Annotated in this window: 14 protein-coding genes and 1 tRNA gene; 6 read left to right on the top strand and 9 right to left on the bottom strand. The window is 51.2% G+C overall.

Annotated features, from left to right (window positions below; all coding sequences use genetic code 11):
- The first annotated feature begins 11 nt into the window (after positions 1-11).
- The 3 genes from R2K28_RS15165 (at position 12) to R2K28_RS15155 (ending at position 3,139) form a co-directional block, all read left to right on the top strand.
- Entirely contained in the window at positions 12-1,523 is a 1,512-nt protein-coding gene (locus R2K28_RS15165) for an NADH-quinone oxidoreductase subunit M (RefSeq protein ID WP_316365677.1), read from the top strand.
- A 29-nt stretch (positions 1,524-1,552) separates the two neighbouring features.
- Positions 1,553-3,001 (top strand): NADH-quinone oxidoreductase subunit NuoN, encoded by a 1,449-nt coding sequence (nuoN, locus tag R2K28_RS15160; RefSeq protein ID WP_316365676.1) that lies wholly within the window; start codon positions 1,553-1,555, stop codon positions 2,999-3,001.
- A 61-nt stretch (positions 3,002-3,062) separates the two neighbouring features.
- A tRNA-Met gene (locus R2K28_RS15155) sits at positions 3,063-3,139 on the top strand.
- 211 nt (positions 3,140-3,350) lie between these two features.
- Here the strand turns inward: R2K28_RS15155 and R2K28_RS15150 are convergent.
- The 7 genes from R2K28_RS15150 to R2K28_RS15120 form a co-directional block, all read right to left on the bottom strand.
- Positions 3,351-4,937, bottom strand: a complete 1,587-nt coding sequence (locus R2K28_RS15150) for a thioredoxin-like domain-containing protein (RefSeq protein ID WP_316365674.1) — start codon at positions 4,935-4,937, stop codon at positions 3,351-3,353.
- A gap of 128 nt (positions 4,938-5,065) precedes the next feature.
- Entirely contained in the window at positions 5,066-6,136 is a 1,071-nt protein-coding gene (locus R2K28_RS15145; RefSeq protein ID WP_316365672.1) for an ATP-binding protein, read from the bottom strand.
- A 237-nt stretch (positions 6,137-6,373) separates the two neighbouring features.
- A complete protein-coding gene (locus R2K28_RS15140; RefSeq protein WP_316365671.1) occupies positions 6,374-7,147 on the bottom strand; it encodes a TorD/DmsD family molecular chaperone in 774 nt (257 codons plus the stop codon).
- Positions 7,147-7,812: a 4Fe-4S dicluster domain-containing protein gene (locus R2K28_RS15135; RefSeq protein ID WP_316365670.1), complete on the bottom strand. Its 666-nt coding sequence runs from the start codon at positions 7,810-7,812 to the stop codon at positions 7,147-7,149. Before R2K28_RS15135 ends, R2K28_RS15140 begins: the two co-directional genes overlap by 1 nt.
- Before the next feature lie 17 nt (positions 7,813-7,829).
- Complete coding sequence (locus tag R2K28_RS15130) at positions 7,830-10,394, bottom strand: molybdopterin-dependent oxidoreductase (protein ID WP_316365667.1); 2,565 nt, start codon at positions 10,392-10,394, stop codon at positions 7,830-7,832.
- A gap of 25 nt (positions 10,395-10,419) precedes the next feature.
- Positions 10,420-11,211, bottom strand: coding sequence for a hypothetical protein (locus tag R2K28_RS15125; RefSeq protein ID WP_316365666.1), 792 nt, complete (start codon positions 11,209-11,211; stop codon positions 10,420-10,422).
- Between the two features lie 120 nt (positions 11,212-11,331).
- A complete protein-coding gene (locus R2K28_RS15120; protein ID WP_316365664.1) occupies positions 11,332-12,333 on the bottom strand; it encodes a hypothetical protein in 1,002 nt (333 codons plus the stop codon).
- 330 nt (positions 12,334-12,663) lie between these two features.
- Between R2K28_RS15120 and R2K28_RS15115 the strand changes: the two genes are divergently transcribed.
- Positions 12,664-13,041, top strand: a complete 378-nt coding sequence (locus tag R2K28_RS15115; RefSeq protein ID WP_316365661.1) for a hypothetical protein — start codon at positions 12,664-12,666, stop codon at positions 13,039-13,041.
- Positions 13,042-13,155: 114 nt separating this feature from the next.
- Here the strand turns inward: R2K28_RS15115 and R2K28_RS15110 are convergent, their stop codons facing one another.
- Positions 13,156-13,932, bottom strand: a complete 777-nt coding sequence (locus tag R2K28_RS15110; RefSeq protein ID WP_316365660.1) for a hypothetical protein — start codon at positions 13,930-13,932, stop codon at positions 13,156-13,158.
- Positions 13,933-14,134: 202 nt separating this feature from the next.
- Here R2K28_RS15110 and R2K28_RS15105 point away from each other — a divergent pair, with 202 nt between their 5' ends.
- Together R2K28_RS15105 and R2K28_RS15100 are read left to right on the top strand one after the other, a co-directional pair.
- On the top strand, positions 14,135-15,991 hold the full coding sequence (locus R2K28_RS15105) for an ATP-binding protein (protein ID WP_316365658.1): 1,857 nt from the start codon (positions 14,135-14,137) through the stop codon (positions 15,989-15,991).
- Positions 15,988-17,355, top strand: a complete 1,368-nt coding sequence (locus R2K28_RS15100) for a sigma-54-dependent transcriptional regulator (protein ID WP_316365655.1) — start codon at positions 15,988-15,990, stop codon at positions 17,353-17,355. The genes R2K28_RS15105 and R2K28_RS15100 overlap by 4 nt, the downstream gene beginning before the upstream one ends.
- 9 nt (positions 17,356-17,364) lie before the next feature.
- On the opposite strand, the gene R2K28_RS15095 is transcribed toward R2K28_RS15100, so the two are convergent.
- A complete protein-coding gene (locus R2K28_RS15095; RefSeq protein ID WP_316365654.1) occupies positions 17,365-17,616 on the bottom strand; it encodes a c-type cytochrome in 252 nt (83 codons plus the stop codon).
- Positions 17,617-17,624: the final 8 nt, after the last annotated feature.

Below are 17,624 nucleotides of genomic sequence, written 5' to 3'. Positions count from 1 at the left end.
GGGTGTCTAGCATGATTGCCGATTGGCCCATCTTAACGCTTACGGTCTGGCTTCCGATCATCGGGGGTCTCATGGTGCTTGCCAGTGGCGACCGTGAGACAAACGCCACCAAATGGACCGCCCTGATCGTCGCCATCCTGACCTTCATCGTCAGTCTGCCGCTCTGGTTCGCCTTCGACAGTTCCACCTCGGCGATGCAGTTCGTGGAACGGGTTCCCTGGGTACCGAGCTTCGATATCGAGTACTACATGGGTGTGGATGGTATCTCCATGCCGCTGATCATCCTCACCACCTTCATCACCCCGTTGGTGGTGATCGCCGGTTGGGAGGTGATCAAGTACCGTCCTTCCCAATATATGGCCGCCTTCCTGATTATGGAGGGGGTGATGGTCGGTGTCTTCTCGGCACTGGATGCGATGCTCTTCTATGTCTTCTGGGAGGCGATGTTGATTCCGATGTTTCTCATCATCGGGGTCTGGGGGGGAGCGAACCGGGTCTACGCCACCATCAAGTTCTTCCTCTATACCTTCCTTGGCTCGGTGTTCATGCTGGTCGCCCTGATCTACATGTACTTCCAGTCAGGCAACTTCGATATCCTCGGTTTCCACACCCTCAAACTCGATCTGACCGAGCAGATACTGATCTTTATCGCCTTCCTCCTGGCGTTTGCGGTCAAGGTGCCCATGTGGCCGGTGCACACCTGGTTGCCGGATGCCCATGTGGAGGCCCCCACAGGCGGTTCGGTTATCCTGGCGGCGATCATGCTGAAGATCGGCGGATACGGTTTCCTGCGTTTCAGCCTGCCGATTACACCTGACGCCAGCCATACCCTGGATTGGCTGATCATCGGCATGTCCCTGATCGCGGTGGTCTATATCGGCTTTGTCGCCCTGATCCAGCAGGATATGAAGAAACTGATCGCCTACTCATCGATTGCCCACATGGGCTTCGTCACCCTGGGCTTCTTCATCGTCTTCATCATCAGCCAGAACAACGCCGGCAGCGGCGCGGCCCTGGGTATGGAAGGGGGCATGGTGCAGATGGTCTCCCACGGTTTTATCTCGGCAGCCCTGTTCCTCTGTGTCGGAGTGCTCTATGACCGGCTGCATAGTCGTGAGATCAAGGATTATGGCGGGGTGGTGAATACCATGCCCGTTTTCGGCGCCTTCATGGTCTTCTTCGCCATGGCCAACGCGGGCCTGCCCGGGACCTCAGGTTTCGTCGGCGAGTTTATGGTCATCCTGGCCAGTTTCCGCGCCGATTTCTGGTATGCCTTCCTCGCGGCCACCACCCTGATCATTGGCGCAGCCTATACCCTGTGGATGGTCAAACGGGTGGTCTTCGGCGATGTCGCCAACGAAGGCGTGGCGGCGCTGGAGGATATAAACCAACGTGAATATATCGTGCTGGGCACGCTGGCGGCGGCGGTGCTGCTGCTGGGTCTGTGGCCGGCACCCCTGGTTGAGGTAATGGATGCCTCCGTCAACAATCTGCTGCAGCATATTGCAGTGTCGAAACTTTAACTGACGGAGCCCGACTCGGTAGCGATCAAATGCAATTCGATTCAACACAACTGATCCCGGTCCTGCCGGAAATCTCCCTGCTGACCCTGGCCTGCGTGGTGCTGGTGGTGGACCTGTTCATTCGCGATTCGCAGCGTATCGTCAGTTACGGTATCGCCCAGGCCGGTCTGTTCCTCACAGCCGTCGTTACCCTGGCTGTCTCCCAACCCAGTACACAGATAGTCTTCGACGGCAGTTATATTCGTGACCCGATGAGCGACCTGTTGAAACTGGGGATCCTGGTTGTCAGTTTTCTCGCCTTTCTGTATGCCAAGGACTATCTGCGCGACCGGGATCTGTTCAAGGGTGAATTCTATACCCTGGGTCTGTTTGCGGTACTGGGTATGATGATCATGACCTCCGCCAACAGCTTTCTGAGCATCTACCTGGGGCTCGAGCTGCTGGCGCTCTGTCTCTATGCACTGGTGGCCTTCAACAGGAATTCACCCCAGGGAGCCGAGGCGGCAATGAAATATTTTGTCCTCGGCGCACTCGCTTCCGGCATGCTGCTGTATGGTATCTCCATGATCTATGGCGCCACCGGTACGCTACGCTTCGATGAGCTGTCGCAAGTGGTGGATAAGGGAGACATGAACCAGCTGGTGATGGTGTTTGGTATCGTCTTCCTGGTTATCGGCCTGGCCTTCAAGCTGGGTGCGGTTCCCTTTCATATGTGGGTACCCGATGTCTATCATGGTGCCCCAACGGCGGTTACCCTGTTTATCGGCAGCGCACCGAAGATTGCCGCATTCGCCCTGGCCATGCGCCTGTTGGTGGATGGGTTGGCCGAGCTTCACGGCGGTTGGGAGGGTTGGCAGGGGATGTTGATCATCCTGGCGGTACTCTCAATGGCCATCGGTAACCTGATTGCCATTGCCCAGACCAACATCAAACGCATGTTGGCCTATTCCACTATTTCCCACGTGGGTTTTATCCTGCTCGGTATCCTGGCTGGCACCAAAGAGGGGTATACCGCGGCGATGTTCTATACCCTGGTCTATGCGCTGATGTCTGCGGGTGGTTTCGGGGTGGTAATCGCCCTCAGCCGCAAGGGCTTCGAGGCCGAAAACCTGGATGACTTCAAAGGACTCAATCAGCGCAACCCCTGGTTTGCCGGCATGATGCTGTTGCTGATGTTCTCCATGGCCGGGGTGCCACCCACGGTCGGTTTCTTCGCCAAGTTGTTTGTGCTCGACGCTGTAGTCTCGGTGAGCCTGACCTGGCTGGCACTGGTGGGTGTCTTCTTCTCCATCATCGGTGCCTTCTATTACATCCGTGTTATAAAGCTGATCTACTTCGACCAGCCAGTGGATGATTCGCCCTTGACGATGGGCGTGGATACCCAGGTGGTACTGTCGCTGAATGGCCTGGCAATGCTGATTCTCGGCCTGTTCCCCGCCGGATTACTCTCACTCTGCAGCAGTGCTATCGGCAACTGAGATTTGTGCCGGAAAGGACTTGTCATCTGACTGTAAGACGGGTAGTATGCCCCCTCCTTGATGCGGGGTGGAGCAGTCTGGTAGCTCGTCGGGCTCATAACCCGAAGGTCGTTGGTTCAAATCCAGCCCCCGCTACCACATAAAAAATAGGAAAGCCAGGCACCAGCGAGCGCCTGGCTTTTTTATTTCTTTCGACCCCATCTCAATTGCCTAGCTTTGACCCATCTAGTCTTCAGCAAACTCGACTAAGTCACCGACCGGGCGCTCGAACAGCTTATCCATGGTTGCTATGTCTACTCTAGTGGCTGTCTTCTTGTGGAACAGGGTGTTGCCGCGCGGTTCCGCCTTCCTAGAGCTTAATATCCAGGATTGATGAACGGCCGTGAACTATATCAAAAACAACAATACGATCGTTGTTGGTGTCAGCGATGTAGAGTCTACCCTCATGTAAAGCCAATCCCCCCGGTTCGTTTAGCTGGAGTTGACCATCCACAGTACTCAAGAAACCTGGTTTGCCGTCTCCTATTATCGATTTCAATAGTGATGACTCAAGATCAAGCTTTTTGATTTTGTGGTTATAGGTGTCGGCCAGGTAGATGGATGCTGTGTCATCAACCGATATGCCGAGTACATGCTGTAACTTTGCACTCTCCAGGTCGCCATCCCTATCGCCAAAATCGAATAATCCGGTGCCTACCAGTGTTTCAACCATTTCATCCTGCAGATTGATCCGCCGAACTGACGAGGCCTCTGAGTCTGCAATATATAACCAATTACCATGAATACTTAATCCGCTCGGTTGGCTGAAAGTGGCCTGCTCCGCTTCACCATCGACGATTCCTTCACGTCCCGAACCGGCGTAGTTGCCAAGTTGTTTGCTGTTGATGTTGTAGACCCAGATCTGGTGGCTACCAGCCATCGCGATGAACAATCTGTCATCCAAAAGTGCGAGTGCCCAAGGTGAGGCCATGCCGATTGATGTAGCATGATATTGACCACTGCGTTTACGCTCCAGTGAGCCATTGCCTGCGATGGTGTCGACGGTTTTTTTGTTCAGGTCAATCAGTCTGAGCAGGTGGTTGCCAGTGTCCGCTATATAGATGCTATTGTCGTCAATGACCAGGCCTTGAGGTGAATTGAAGCTTGCTTTGTCAAAGTTACCATCCTGGCTGCCAAGGGCACCGGAGCCGATGATATGCTTAATTTTGCCACTGTGGTCGGTGACAATGACTCGATTATGGAGTGAATCGCTAATGACTATATGGTCAGGTGATAGCGCAATCTTTCCTGGTGCCGACAACAGCTTGGTTTCACTCTCTTCCCGTTCAAGTCGTAGTGGTATGGGTGAATGGTTGAGAACAGATTTGTGCTGTTCGAGTAGCTCGGCAATTTTTTGGTCTATCTGATCATATCGTCCTTCCCCTACCACTTTACCGAGTACCTCTCCCTTGGGGTCGATAAGTACCCGTGTAGGCCAGGCACGCATGCCGTAAACGGTCGCGAGTAATCCGTCGATATCGTTGACGACCGGATGTTCAATGTCATACCGGGTTACTATTTTCCTCAGTGTTTCAAGGTTTTTTTCGTTATCGAACTTAGGGGTATGGACACCGATGACCAACAACTGATGGCCATACTTTTGTTCGAGCTTTTTCAGATCCGCTAGCACATGGATGCAGTTGATGCAGCCATAAGTCCAGAAGTCGAGAATTACAACCTTACCCAATATATCATCGAATGTCAGAGGGCGTTCAACGTTCAGCCATGGCATTCCCGGGGCAAATTCGCTGTGTCGATCAATAGTCCTGTCGTTTGCCTTCTGCTGCTGTTCCTGTTGCGATGTTTCCGATGAGCAACTGTTGGTTAAGAGCGGCAACAGCAACAGCAGGAAAAGCCGTAAATCACGAAAAATAGATTCAGATATTTTACAACTCATAGTCATTTTGTTTCCAAACTCCAGGACCCTTATTTCAAGTAGAGCATAGGAAGGTTGGTATGTCTGTGAGAGAAATAAATTTGTTATGAAATTGTTATATTTAGTTAGCTATAACAGGTTTAAAACAGTCAATCCATGACTTGAAAAAGGTTTTTATGGTGATTGACTTGAGAACAAATTCTGCAAAGTGATTGAGTTGTGATGGCCGCAGGTGTATGCGCCGGGTTGCCACACCTTGAACAGGTAAATGTCTGTAGTTTCAGTATCTGCTGCGCCATCTGTGACCACTCCATGATAGTGATGGCTTGCCTGTCACATATATCTTGGCAAATAGCGCATCCTGTACAAGCCTGGGGCTTGATTCTGTACGATGCCTTATCATCCCCAGCTGTGAGTTCGATTGCATTGTGAGGGCAGGTGTTGACACAGGCGTCGCAGCCATCGCAATTGTTACTGTCGATTTTCGGTACATAGGGCCAGATCGATGACTCGCCCTGGTTGGGCAACAGCTCTCCGGGTGGTGGGTGAACGTCAGCTTCCTGCTCATTCAGTTTGAAGAGTGCGGATGTCGAGTCAATACCGCTGTCGAGCATCTCTGTCAAGAAAGCTCGCCGGCTGAGACTGGGCGATGGCGTTTTTTCATCCAGCCGCGATTGGATGCGTTGCCACTGTTTGCCCTCTATTTGGTGATATACAATGACCGGGTTTTGTTCCTCAATGAGTGCGCGATTGATCTGTTCAATACGCTCAAAGAGGGTGGTGCAGTGGCCACGTTGGCACTCGGCACAGCTGCCGGTTGTGGTAACCCATGTATAATATCCTTGCCGGTAGAGTTTGAGTATATCGCTCAGCCCAATGAGGTGGATGCAAGGTAGAGTGCTTTTGTTATCGCTTATCCCTGACTGCTCACATGCACAGAGTGCGACCTTTTCCTGTCCCAGGTCACCTATGAGTATGTCATACTGGATCGTGATCGCTCTCTGCGGACAGACGGGGACGCACAATCCACAGCCGTCACAAAGTGTTGTATCGAACTGCAATGCTTCATCATCCAGGAACCAGGCCTGCCTGGGACAGACATCTACACAAGATTTGCAGCTTGCGACCTCTATCAGGGTATGCACGCAACGATCCGAGATTACCGTCGGCAGTCTCTCTTCATGTCGTATGCGATTGATCAGTTCCTTTAGATGAGCCATGATCCTAAGCGCGAAATTCGGTTAGTGAATATCTACTGAATTACAATTATCAGATATAAGACAGAGATTGTCTCGTTGCCTTGATCTTCATCCCGGGAATGTTATTACTCCTTTTAGTATATAGCTATGTTAATGGGAAGCTGACAAGGCCTTTAGGATTGATTGAGGTCACGGTATGTCACCAAGGGTTGATTTGGATAGTGAGATGAGCCGGTTATGACATAACGGTATTCCAATCTATACTGCCGGGCCGATGCCGGGCATATAACTCAGAGGTACCTCCTGACTGACCGGCTTTGGCTTCATCCGCTCTGCTATCTCTTCCTGAGACGGCCTGGGTTGGTTGGTAGTCTTGGCTATAAGATCCCTCAGCTCCTCGCAATATGCCGCTGTCAATAAAGCAATACCTGAGAAATAGGGTGTGGCAGAACGATGTGCCACTCTTGTTGCAAATTGATCGAGCCAACGCAACAGGTGTTCATCCATGAAACGTGCTATAGCTTCCAGCTGTTTCAGGGGGTCGGCAATGGAAAACAGATGGGAGATGAACTGAAGTTGCAGCACCAGATCATCGTCTGGCCGGATACGCCAGTTTTCCGCCATCAGGCCATAATTTTCATACCAGGCTCTCACCTGAAACATACTTACCTGACATGTCAGCTTCTCTTCATCAATCCACACCGACTCCAGTGGTGATGCCTGCAGACTATGATTCAGATAGATGTCTGCAAAGTCGGCCGCCAGCATATCGAGAAACTCATCATCGAAGGTTTCCGGCAACGTCTCAACCACTCGGGCCATAAACTGAGTTGCAATATTGCCCTCTTCGCTTACCAGTTTAAGGCCCAGAGAGTTGGGAAATCCGCAGCTGACCAACGCCTCGAGGAGTTCGCTATCCGGCTCCTTGGCATGCAGCTGGACGAACATCTGCAGGTCATCGGCAACAGCAAGAAAAAAGCTTGTGATCTGCTCGTCGTTTGAGTTGTCGTTCTGTTCATCTGACAGATTCATTACTTGACCTTTCCTTTACTGTGCGCCACAAAACCGATGGAGGGCTTTGTCAACTCTATGTTAGCCATGTTCTTGACTTGCTTTGACACATCATCATTAGGTCCTACGGCTGCCGTCTGTAAACTGCCTCTCCAGATCTCATCGATGGAACCGATGTCCAGTACCCGCATCATGCAGGCCATGACACAATAGGGCTTGCGCCCCGCCTCGATCTCGTCTACACACATATTGCACTTTTTGACAATGTTGTCGCCTGGATCAAACTGTGGCGCACCAAAAGGACAGGCGGCTTCGCAACGCCGGCAGCCGATACACAGCGTGGAATCGATATCGACTATGCCATCTGCCTTACGTTTGAATATTGCACCAGTGGGGCAGGTGGGCAGGCAGGCGGGTGATTCACAATGGTTGCAGGACATGTTGACCTTGTAGGCATAGACGTCAGGGTAGTGACCTCCCTCGATATATTGAACCCGTCTGAATCTGGGCCCTGCGGCAAGTCCGTTTTTGTCTTTACAGGCGATTTCACATGCCCGGCAGCCGATGCAATCAACATTATTATGTACGAACCCCAACTGTTTGTCGGGCACTACCGGTGTATATGTTTCGCGTTTACGACGCTTTACTGCGGCTTTTATCCTGGTGCTGTCTTTTTTGCTTGTCATCGCTCTCTCCTCCAGGATTAAAGATCACGCCTAAAGACATGTGCTCGTGAAGTGGACAGCTGGTCCCAGCCGGGCCGATGCTCCAGATCTGTTTTCTTGATATTGCACAGTACGGTGTTGTAGGCGAATGATCCGGCAGGGCTGGGCTCATCCAGGGTTAACATGTCCGGATTTCCCGCCCGGTCAACGCCGTTTTCATCCAGATCAATCCACACCCCCTCGTGCAGTACCGCCACTCCCGGCATACAGCGTTCTGTAACATAGGTCGGTACCACAACCCGGCCACGCTTGTTCCAGATCTCAACCGTATCGCCGGTTTTGATGCCGAGTTTTTTAGCGTCCGAGGCGTTCACGGTCACTTCCTGTTCATAGGTCTCACGTAACCAGCTGCAGTTGTTGAATATGGAGTGGGTTCTCCAGCGTGGATGGGGCGAGATCAGATGAAATGGAAATTCACTGGTCTTTGGGCTGTTCAACGACTCCCAGGGCTCGATCCATTTAGGTATATAAGGGATCTCATAGCCATACATGGTTTTTTTCCAGTCGGTGATCTGTGCCAGTTGTGAGGCAAGAATTTCGATCTTGCCGGAGGGAGTCTGGAACGCTTTCCCATTCTCTATCTGCTCCCTGAAGGCGACGTGCGGTTGGTCGAGTTTGAATTTATAGACGCCTCGCTGTTTGAACTCATCCCAGGACATGTCCACATGCTGGTGAGCGATGACTTTCTGCTCCCACCACTCCCTGAGATAGGCTTCATCCACATTATCGTTGATATGGAAATAGTCCCTGTTTGCCTTTGGATTGAAGGCCTGGCCGAACACATCGCCACCGATTCTATAGGCAAGTTCCGTGAAGACCTGGAAATCGGTCTTCGACTCTCCCATCGGTTCTATGACCTTGGGGCGATGTATATAGTAGTGGCCTTTATACCAGGGCAGCGCCACATCATGCCGCTCAAAGTGCGTGGCAATGGGCAGCAGGATATCGGCATACAGTCCGGATGGGGTGATGGTCGAGTCCATGCAGACCACCAGTTCCAGCTTATTGATTGCCTCAATCTCTTTATTGATGTTGGTAAGCTGATTGAACCAATCGGACCCCTGCCAAAAGATGCCCTTGATATTGGGGATCTGTCCGTCCGTTTTGTCCTCTCGGGGCCAAAGCCCGATCTCTTCCCTTTTTACATTGGGATAGTTGAGGACGCAGTGAGCCCATCGATCTGATTTGATGGACTGAAACCAGATATTGGCGTATTGATCATAAGGGTAGGCCACCGCTTCTGCATGCCAGGCCTTGCCGACACCTTCAGCGCACCCACCCAGTATGCCGATATTACCTGTCATCGCCTGCAGGGCTGCGGCCATGCGGTTGTACTGCTCGCCATAGGCGTTTCTGCCCGGCGCCCAGGATGCCTTCAGTGCGGCAGGCTTGGTGCGGGCATACATATCCGCCAGTTTGATGATGTCTTTGGCCGACACACCGCAGATTTTCGATGCCCATTCCGGGGTTTTAGGCTCATTGTCGTATTTACCCAGAATATAGTCCTTGAAGTTCTCCTTATCCTTTGCCCATTCAGGCATGGTTCCGGCGTCCATGCCTTGGCAGAACTTATTGATAAAGTCCTGATCATGCAGGTTGTTGGTGAAGATATAGTGGGCCATGCCCGCCATCATTGCCGCGTCGGTATTGGGTCGGATGGGAATCCACCAGGCGTCGTAAGCGGCTGCAGAATCGGTGTATTGCGGATCGATCAACACAAACTTGCAACCGCGCTGTTTAGCCATGCGCATATACATGAAGGTGTTGCCGCCGTGGAAGGTGTAGGCGGGATTCCATCCCCACATGATCATTAGTTTCGAATGGGCGAAAGTATCATCTTCATTGCCATCTTCAATGGTGCCGAAGGTCATCCGCGAACTGAAGGTGGTTCCCTGGTAAGAGGGAACCGACCAGGAGTTTGTGCGACAGCCAAACATCCCCAGGAAGCGGCCCAGCAAGCCCTCGATCTGATCGGATTTATGCAGCACTCCATATGAGGCTCCGGCATAACTCTGATCCACCAGGGCAGTCGGACCATATGTGTCTTTGATCTCGACCATCTTGTTGGCCACATAACTCAGGGCTTCATCCCATGAGATGCGCTTGAATTTACCCTCACCCCGTTTGCCAACCCGCATCATCGGGTAGAGCAGGCGTTCAGCGGAATAGAGACGTTGCCTATAGGAGCGTCCACGCAGGCAGGCCCGCAGTTGTGGTTCTTCGTTACTATCCTTGCCGAAGTGGCCATCCCGCTGGTAGCGACCATCATCTGTGGAAAGACGCACAATTACATCTTTCCACTTGTGAGCGACCAGCATATGCCGCGAGCCACAGTTATGGGCGCAACTGGTCACCACTGTTTCGAGTTGATCGTCTGTCGGATAAGGTTCATAGGCAAATGCCTTGGCCTCCTTGGCGGTCTTCAGTTCCACCAAACCTCCGGCAGCCAAAGATGCGCTACCCACCGCTGCGGATTTCAAGAATGAACGCCGTGAAAGGTTCAATCGCTCATTCAGACTCTGTGTCAGTTTTTCTATACTCATCCGTTCCTCACACTGTCAGCTGTTGCTAGTTCGCAGCCTGCTGGATATCTTTGCGGAACCTGGGTTCCGATTCGGTTGGTCTATCTTTGGCCCAATCTGGAGTGACACTCGCCATGCCTTTCCAGGGATGTCGGGGGTAGGGGTAAGCAATGCGGTACCACTGACGACCGCCATGACAGCCATAGCATATGTCCGAATTCGCTTTACCCGCAGCCTCGATGGCCTCGGCTTTCAAATAGTTGACCTGGTGCCGCTCAGTGCGGATATAGGAGTGACAAAGAAGACAGTTGTTTTGATAGTTCTTGCGTGACTCCATCCAAGGAGCGGGAAGGCCCATCAGCTCGTAGGCATTGGCACCGTGACACATCAGGCAAATGTCCGGATTGACCGACTTGCGGAGTGTCATATCACGGTTGCTATGGTCTGGCGGGTTCACCGCCTCTTCTCTTAAATCGTTGCCCTGATGGCAGGTATTACATTTTAAGTCCATCAGCTCCGTTGCCAGCGGTGTCACCAGATGGCGGCGATGAAATGTCTCCTGTTCACCTTCATAGGTCGGTAGAGTTTGATACCAAGCCAGTGCCTCAGTCGAGGTGTTGCCAGCCGGTGCCTGAGCAAGCACCTTCCTGTCCAGAATCTCTTGATGGCAGCTGACACACTGTTCATCTTTTGCATTTTCTATATCAGGTTTGAAATGGATAGGGTGCCAACGTGATCGTTCATAATCCTCAGGACCAAGGTCACGGGCTAAAACCAGATCGGTCGATAGCAGCATCGACAATAACAGCGGAATAAAGGTCCTGATACATAAAATCATTACATCTTCCTCAGCTGATGCCCTAATAGAAAATATAAAGTTGGGAAGTTTTTTGGATTTGAGCGCGTCCCTGCGCTCTAGGAAGTGGTATTACCAGGTATTCCAGTTACCTATAGTCAATTAACGCCAACCACTCATTCCTGACATGCCGCCCATGCCGCCCATGCCTGACATGCCGCTCATGCCGCCCATGCCTGACATGCCACTCATGCCGCCCATGCCTGACATACCGCCCATCCCGGACATACCGCCCATGCCTGACATACCACTCATTCCTGACATGCCGCTAGCTGGATAGAAGAAGATCTGTCCCTGGGGGGTTATCTTGAAGTATCCGGACATGCCGCTCATGCCGCCCATGCCACTCATACCGGACATGCCGCCCATGCCGCTCATACCGGACATGCCGCCCATGCCACCCATACCGGACATGCCGCCCATGCCGCTCATACCGGACATGCCGCCCATGCCTCCCATACCGGACATGCCGCCCATGCCGGACATACCGCCCATACCGGACATACCGCCCATGCCGCTCATACCGGACATGCCTGAAGGTAACCATACCCATTGGCCGCCCATGCCGCTCATACCGGACATACCGCCCATGCCGCTCATACCGGACATGCCGCCCATGCCGCCCATACCGGACATGCCGCCCATACCGGACATACCGCCCATACCGGACATACCGCCCATACCGGACATACCGCCCATGCCGCTCATACCGGACATGCCGCCCATGCCGGACATGCCACTCATACCGGACATGCCACTAGCTGGATAGAAAAAGATCTGTCCCTGGGGGGTTATCTTGAAGTATCCGGACATGCCGCTCATGCCGCTCATGCCGCCCATGCCACTCATACCGGACATGCCGCCCATGCCGCTCATACCGGACATGCCGCCCATGCCACCCATACCGGACATGCCGCCCATGCCACCCATACCGGACATACCGCCCATGCCACCCATACCGGACATGCCACCCATGCCGGACATACCGTCCATGCCTGACATGCCACTCATGCCTGCGCTAGCGAGTGGGGCAACAGCAAGCGCCACGACCATCCCCATCGCTTTGATCACTCCTTTCAGATTTGGCATTCGAATAATTTTCATAATTTTTCGCCTCACTTTGTAGTAAATTTGATTACCCTACATAGACCCGTTCACTGCTCTTTATTTGTCACTTCAAGTGAACTCGGCCCCATTTAGATCCAACACTACTGATGCCATTGACGAATATCGTAAGGACCTCTCATACCCGGGCGGGTGAAAGGTGTGTACCAGTTACCCTGGTTGTCTAGGAAATAGAGACTCCTGGGATAGGGCTGTCGGACGCCAGTCAAGGCTGATTGATACCACGCCTTATCACGCGTTGATTGTTTAACGACCGGTGCATTCACGGGCCGTTTGGAAGGCTCTACACCAGCTACGGGATAGCCAGCCATGAGCTGTAACGGAAGTAAAACGAACAAACCGGTGCTGGCAGTAGCAAACAACCGCATCCCAAAACCCTCCTCAATTCGTCATTGTTATCAGTACGGGTTGGCGGAAGTTACAACGCAAGCGTTATGCCAGAGAGTTGTTTTGAGATATTTTTTATTGATTTATAAGGTTTTTTACGGTTGTGGGCCTATTTCCCTTTTTGTCGTTGAATCAGTTAGTCTGACGATTTGTCATGCGTTACAGCGCCGTGCCGAATTTGTTCCAGTTGCAATATCGGGCAGGGATCAGTTTGAGAGAGAATTTAGATATTATTTTCATTCGGTTAGAGGCTATTTAGAAATTGAATTTATAGATCCGGATGCAATTTTCATCGACTGACATTTCGTCATACCTCTGTTATCAGGTATTTGTCGCCAGATAGAAACCAGGGGGAGGAAGGGTGATTATCGCCCTTCACTCCCCAAGTTTGTCACAGGTTGTCTGTATCCATCACTACTCAATCAGGACCACCGCTGCGTCAGAAACACGCACAGCCAGTTGGTGCCGTAACGAATAGGGTGCCGATTCTTCAACAATACTAATCAGATAGATACGATTTATCTTACGTATGCGGCCTACCTGAAGCCCCTCTGTGCCAGAGTTGCTGAGCCACTGTTTTGCAATATCCTGCGCTTCGGACCATTGATCCACCGGCAGTGAGCCGGCGGTGAGTTGAAAATGATCAATTCGGCAATCCATTTGACGGTCATAGCCAGCGTCTGCCGACTGCTGCTTTTGGGTAGTTAAATCCACCGGACGGAACAGTAATGCACCCTGTTGATCCCGCTCGATGTGCCAGTAATCAAAACCGGTAAGGTCTCTTGGCAGTTCATCTGGTGTCTCGAGTGGATCGCTGGTGGATGGCCGTGGTGGTTTTTGGGTGGTTTCGGATATTGCCTTGGCAGTTTCAGGAATCAAAATTAATGTGTTATCCGCATCCCACTTGACCTGCCATCCTCGACCACGCAATGCATCCCCAAACTTACGCATATCCGATGCTTCAGTAACTACTGACTGAATGTCAGTAGCAGCCTCTTTTTTAGGTTGCCGATAGATAACGCTGCCATCCGCAGCGGTGTATTCCTGCCATCCCTGCTGGAGCAGGGAATCACGTAGTGATTCCCCAAGTGTATTGATCGGTTCCGCTAAGCCCGCGATTGGTAACCATAAAAAGCACCACAACAACTGAGCAGTGATGTGGAAATCGGAAATCTTGCTGTTTTTTCTCATTTGCTGCACTCCTCCGGATGGTATGGCGATCAGATTCCCAATTTATGAGCAAAACATAAGCCAAAATCCGAAATACAAGACATCGAGGATAAAAATTATGATTGGAATCAGCCCTGAAACATGACAAATTGTCAGAAAAAAGAGTTTTTTTTACTATTAAACTCAAATCAGCAGATCCTGAATAACTTAGTTGGTACAAGTGATGAAGTGGATAACCAACAGCCTGAATAGAAAATTCATCTTGGGCACCACATCAGGTCTTGCCATAAGCTCCCTGGTGTTTCTGTTGCTCTACATTCCGCTCTACCAGTCAGAGCTGGAGGGGGCAAGGGCGGATGCCGCCAACCAGGTCAACAATCTGCTGCAGGTTTCCTTGGAAAACGCCATGCTCAAGCGGGATCTTCCCGGGTTGAGCGAGATGGTCAACAAGCTGGGGGAGCAAGAGGGTATAATTGCGGTTTTTATCACAAATCCGGCTGGTGAGATCCGTTTCAGTAGCCGAGAAGGGGATTTTGGCAGGCAGCTGGAAAATCCCTACCAGGCCAAGGTACAAACAACCCATTTCGTGCAGGGTGAAGCACAGCAGGAGCTTCTGCGCAGTATCAATCCAGTACACAACAAGCCAGCCTGTAAAGAGTGTCACGGGACGGCTGAACAGAATCCGATCAACGGCATTCTCTATGTCGACTACGATGCTACACCCCTCAGGAGCAAAGTAGGCAATACCACCCTGATGCTGATGGGTGCTGGCTCCCTGATCGTGATTCTCAATCTGGCAGGAGGCTGGTGGTTCATACACACCAATATTCTCAGGCCTGTCAAACAGCTAACTAATGCAAGCCGGGACTTGACGGGTGGAAATTTACAGACCCGAGTTGCGATGCAGGGATCTGATGAACTATCCCGGCTTGGGGATACCTTCGATCTGATGACAGAGCGATTACGGGAGAAGTTGCTGGAGTTGGAGGAGCAGAGGGGATTCCTACAGGCACTGGTTGACGCCATACCGGACGGTATCAGGATCATTGATGAAAATTTCAGGGTCATACTGGTCAACAAAGCCTATTGCGAGCAACACAGACTGGAGAGCATGTCGGATGTGGGTGCCACCTGTTATGGGATCACGCACAATACCTGCAAGCCCTGTCCACCGACCCTGATTAACTGTCCGGTTCACGAAATATCGCATATCAAAAAACCGATCAAAGTGATGCATCAACACCACCGGTCCGATCGCACTACCTTCGAGGTCGAGATTTTTGCAGCACCCATGACAATCAAACAAGGCGGAGAGGAAAAGACCCTGATTGTTGAATCGATTCGCGATCTTGCAAAAGCGGTTAAATATTCACAGGAACAGAAACTCTCTGAATTGGGGCGTCTGGCCACAGGCGTGGCGCATGAGATTCACAATCCTCTGGCCTCGCTGAAGTTGGCGATGGACGCCACGAAGAATGAGATTGTTGCCAACAAAAGCTACACTGATTACATCAAGAAAAATTTCGAACTGATAGATGACCAGATCAGTTCATGCATCGAGATCACCGGCAAATTGTTGAAACTCGGTGCGCTGCCCCAGGAAAACCTTGAACTGGTCAATGTCAAGACTGCACTCCATGATACGCTGACACTGATAAGATGGCAGGCTGATCAGTCGAATATTACGCTTGAAGAGAATTATGAGGATGAGATGCTGCGGGTCCTGGCTTCAGACAGTGAAATCAGGATGGTAGCCCTCAATTTGGCGCAGAATGCATTTCACGCCATGCCAGATGGTGGCATCTTGACCGTTTCCTGCTCTGTTGAGGGGGATATGATCCAGGTTGTTTTCTCTGACACCGGTGCGGGAATTCGACCCAAGGATCTCCCCTATATCTTTGATCCGTTTTTCACTCGTCGTGCTGACGACGTCCCAGGGACAGGTTTAGGTCTCTCGATCTGTATGGCGATCGTTGAAAAGTATGGTGGGACCATGAATGTGGCCAGTGAGGTATCTGTTGGGAGTGTATTCACCGTAGCACTGCCGAATGCCCGGAATGAACTGGGGAGGAATAGATGAAAGCCAAAATAGTTGTTGTAGAGGACGACGATACGCTCAGAACCCTCATCATACAACACCTTTCAAAATTGGATTATGAGGTGGAAGGTCTGAGTCGCTGGGACAGCGTAATGGACTATCTGGAAAAGTATGAGCCAGCATTGATTCTTACTGATGCACGCTTACCTGATGCCAACAGTCTTGAGTATATTGAAAATCTGTCTGTTAACTACCCAGTGATCGTTCTGACCGCTTTTGGATCGGTACGCGATGCCGTGAATGCTATAAAAGCGGGAGCGGTGGATTACATTCTAAAGCCTGTCAGCCTGGATACACTGACAATTACTGTCGAGAGGGCGCTCGATAATGCAGCTCTGCGTAGAGACCATATGTTCTGCAAAAGACAGTTGGAGCAGAGCATTCAGCGCAATTCCTCATTGGTGGGTAACAGTACTGTCATGATTGAACTGAATCGGATGATCGGTGCCGTGGCGCCTAATGATATTACGGTACTGATACAGGGTGAGAGTGGTTCTGGTAAAGAGTTGGTGGCGCGTGCCATTCATGCGCATAGTCATCGTAAGAAACATAACTACGTTGCCGTCGACTGCTGCACACTACAAGAAAGTCTTTTCGAATCCGAGTTGTTCGGGCATGAGAAAGGCGCTTTTACAGGTGCTGACAAACAGAAAAATGGTCTGATCGAAGGGGCAGAGGGTGGCACTCTGTTTCTGGATGAAATCGGTGAAATAAACAGTAGCGGACAGGCCAAGCTTTTGCGTGTACTTGAAACGGGTCAATACCGAAGACTGGGCAGTACCAAGGATCTGACCGCAAATGTCAGAATTGTCGCAGCCACAAATCGTGATCTGGAAGTCATGTCATCTGAGGGTAACTTTCGTTCCGATCTGTTTTTCCGACTCAATGCATTCAACATCACCATACCGTCATTGCGGGACAGGCGTGACGATATACCTGAGTTGGCAGAACATTTTGTGAAAAATCACAATTTCTCAACACGCGTCAACAAGAGCCTGTCATCATCCGCGGTTCGATCACTGGTATCCTACGATTGGCCAGGTAACGTTAGGGAGTTAAAGAATGTGATTGAAAGAGCGATCATTCTCTCTGGTGACCGGCAGACAATCAAACCTGAGCATTTTTCATTTAGCCGGGTGCTTGGCAAGAGTGAGGGTGTAGTGACCATGAGCTTTGATCACGACCCTTCAATGGAGGAACTGGAAGCGCACTACTTGTCCTATCAGCTAAAGAAATACTCCGGGCGTAGGGGTAAAGTGGCCGAAGTGATGGGTATCAGTGAGCGCAGTATCTATCGTATGATTAAACGTTACTCGCTAGATGAGAATAATTACAAAGCAAGCTGAATGATGCGGCTACTGCTTGGCAAGCCAAGCTGCAATTATATGCATCTCTTCGTCACTGACAGCGCTCATGATACCTTTCATGACGATCGACATGCTGTTGGTCCTGCTGCCGTTTTTCAAGTCCCTCAGCTGATTGTAAATGTAAGCCTTGTTTTGTCCTGCAATGATTGGGTAGTAGGGAGTTGTCGGGGTGCGGCCATCGACCCCATGACAGCCTGCGCACGCTTTCGCAAAGTAGAGGTTGGCACTATCGATGTCCACATCTTCTG

The organism is Candidatus Thiodiazotropha sp. CDECU1, from assembly GCF_963455295.1.
GTDB lineage: Bacteria > Pseudomonadota > Gammaproteobacteria > Chromatiales > Chromatiaceae > Thiodiazotropha.
This window is presented reverse-complemented; position numbering and strand designations above follow the sequence as displayed.

Excerpts from the sequence above, each read along its gene's own strand:
- R2K28_RS15165 (WP_316365677.1), top strand. The coding sequence starts at position 12 with ATGATTGCCGATTGGCCCATCTTAACGCTTACGGTCTGGCTTCCGATC.
- nuoN (WP_316365676.1), top strand. The coding sequence starts at position 1,553 with ATGCAATTCGATTCAACACAACTGATCCCGGTCCTGCCGGAAATCTCC.
- R2K28_RS15150 (WP_316365674.1), bottom strand. The coding sequence starts at position 4,937 with ATGAGTTGTAAAATATCTGAATCTATTTTTCGTGATTTACGGCTTTTC.
- R2K28_RS15145 (WP_316365672.1), bottom strand. The coding sequence starts at position 6,136 with ATGGCTCATCTAAAGGAACTGATCAATCGCATACGACATGAAGAGAGA.
- R2K28_RS15140 (WP_316365671.1), bottom strand. The coding sequence starts at position 7,147 with ATGAATCTGTCAGATGAACAGAACGACAACTCAAACGACGAGCAGATC.
- R2K28_RS15135 (WP_316365670.1), bottom strand. The coding sequence starts at position 7,812 with ATGACAAGCAAAAAAGACAGCACCAGGATAAAAGCCGCAGTAAAGCGT.
- R2K28_RS15130 (WP_316365667.1), bottom strand. The coding sequence starts at position 10,394 with ATGAGTATAGAAAAACTGACACAGAGTCTGAATGAGCGATTGAACCTT.
- R2K28_RS15125 (WP_316365666.1), bottom strand. The coding sequence starts at position 11,211 with ATGATTTTATGTATCAGGACCTTTATTCCGCTGTTATTGTCGATGCTG.
- R2K28_RS15120 (WP_316365664.1), bottom strand. The coding sequence starts at position 12,333 with ATGAAAATTATTCGAATGCCAAATCTGAAAGGAGTGATCAAAGCGATG.
- R2K28_RS15115 (WP_316365661.1), top strand. The coding sequence starts at position 12,664 with ATGAGCTGTAACGGAAGTAAAACGAACAAACCGGTGCTGGCAGTAGCA.
- R2K28_RS15110 (WP_316365660.1), bottom strand. The coding sequence starts at position 13,932 with ATGAGAAAAAACAGCAAGATTTCCGATTTCCACATCACTGCTCAGTTG.
- R2K28_RS15105 (WP_316365658.1), top strand. The coding sequence starts at position 14,135 with ATGAAGTGGATAACCAACAGCCTGAATAGAAAATTCATCTTGGGCACC.
- R2K28_RS15100 (WP_316365655.1), top strand. The coding sequence starts at position 15,988 with ATGAAAGCCAAAATAGTTGTTGTAGAGGACGACGATACGCTCAGAACC.